Raw genomic sequence first — 1,021 nt, 5'->3', positions numbered from 1 at the left:
TTCCCAAGCGGCATGAAGTCTGATTCATGATCGTCACCGGTGACGGGAGGCCGGTCAGATGGGCAAGCCATTGTCGATGGACCTGCGCGAGCGGGTGGTTGGTGCGATTTCGCAGGGAATGTCCCGCCGTGCGGCAGCCGCGCGGTTCGGGGTGAGCGCGGCGAGTGCGGTGCGATGGGCGGCGCTTCAGCGCGATCGGGGAAAACCGGCTGCCAAGCCGCAGGGCGGCGACATGCGCTCGGGCGCGACCGAGGCGAAGGCGGCGCGGATCTGGGCGTTGTACGAAGCGGCGCCCGACATCACCCTTGCCGAGTTGCGCGCGGCGCTGGCCGCCAAGGGGATCGCGGTGGCGGTATCGACGCTGTGGCGCTTCTTCGCGCGCCACGGGCATACGCGCAAAAAAAGACCGGCCACGCGCAGGAGCAGGACCGCCCCGACGTCCTGAGCGCGCGCGAGGCCTGGTTCGATGGCCAGCTCGACCTCGATCCGGAAACGCTGGTCTTCGTCGACGAGACCGGTGCCAGCACCAAGATGGCGCGCCGCTACGGACGCGCGCCGCGCGGGCAGCGGCTGCGCATGGCCGTGCCGCACGGCCACTGGAAGACGACCACGTTCGTCGGGGGCTTGCGGCTCTCGGGCATGACCGCGCCGCTCGTCATCGACGGACCCATGACCGGGGCGTGGTTCGCGACCTGGGTCGCCCGCGCGCTCGCCCCGACGCTGAAGCCCGGCGATGTCGTGATCCTCGACAACCTGCCCGCCCACAAAAGCGCCGCGGCTCGCACGGCGATCGAGGCATGCGGCGCCCGGCGGCTCTTCCTTCCGCCTTACTCGCCCGACTTCAACCCGATCGAAAACGCCTTCGCCAAGCTCAAGGCGCTCCTGCGCAAAGCCGCCGCTCGCACCCGCGACGACCTGTACCGCGCCATCGGTGCCGCCATCGACACCTTCACGCCTGCCGAGTGCGCCAACTACTTCGCCGCTGCAGGATATGATGCGTACTGATCGGAATCTGCTCTAG

At 69.2% G+C, this 1,021-nt stretch carries 1 protein-coding gene; it reads left to right on the top strand.

Features of this window, described 5'->3' with window-relative positions:
• Positions 1-58: 58 nt before the first annotated feature.
• Positions 59-1,005 (top strand): IS630 family transposase gene (locus BRX43_RS20065; RefSeq protein ID WP_125996798.1). Its coding sequence is split into 2 segments (ribosomal slippage): positions 59-404 and positions 404-1,005, totalling 948 coding nucleotides; the frame shifts between segments, so codons are not numbered across the junction.
• Positions 1,006-1,021: the final 16 nt, after the last annotated feature.

Origin of the sequence: Sphingomonas sp. S-NIH.Pt15_0812 (genome assembly GCF_003951315.1) — a bacterium.
Lineage (GTDB): Bacteria > Pseudomonadota > Alphaproteobacteria > Sphingomonadales > Sphingomonadaceae > Sphingomonas.
This window is presented reverse-complemented; position numbering and strand designations above follow the sequence as displayed.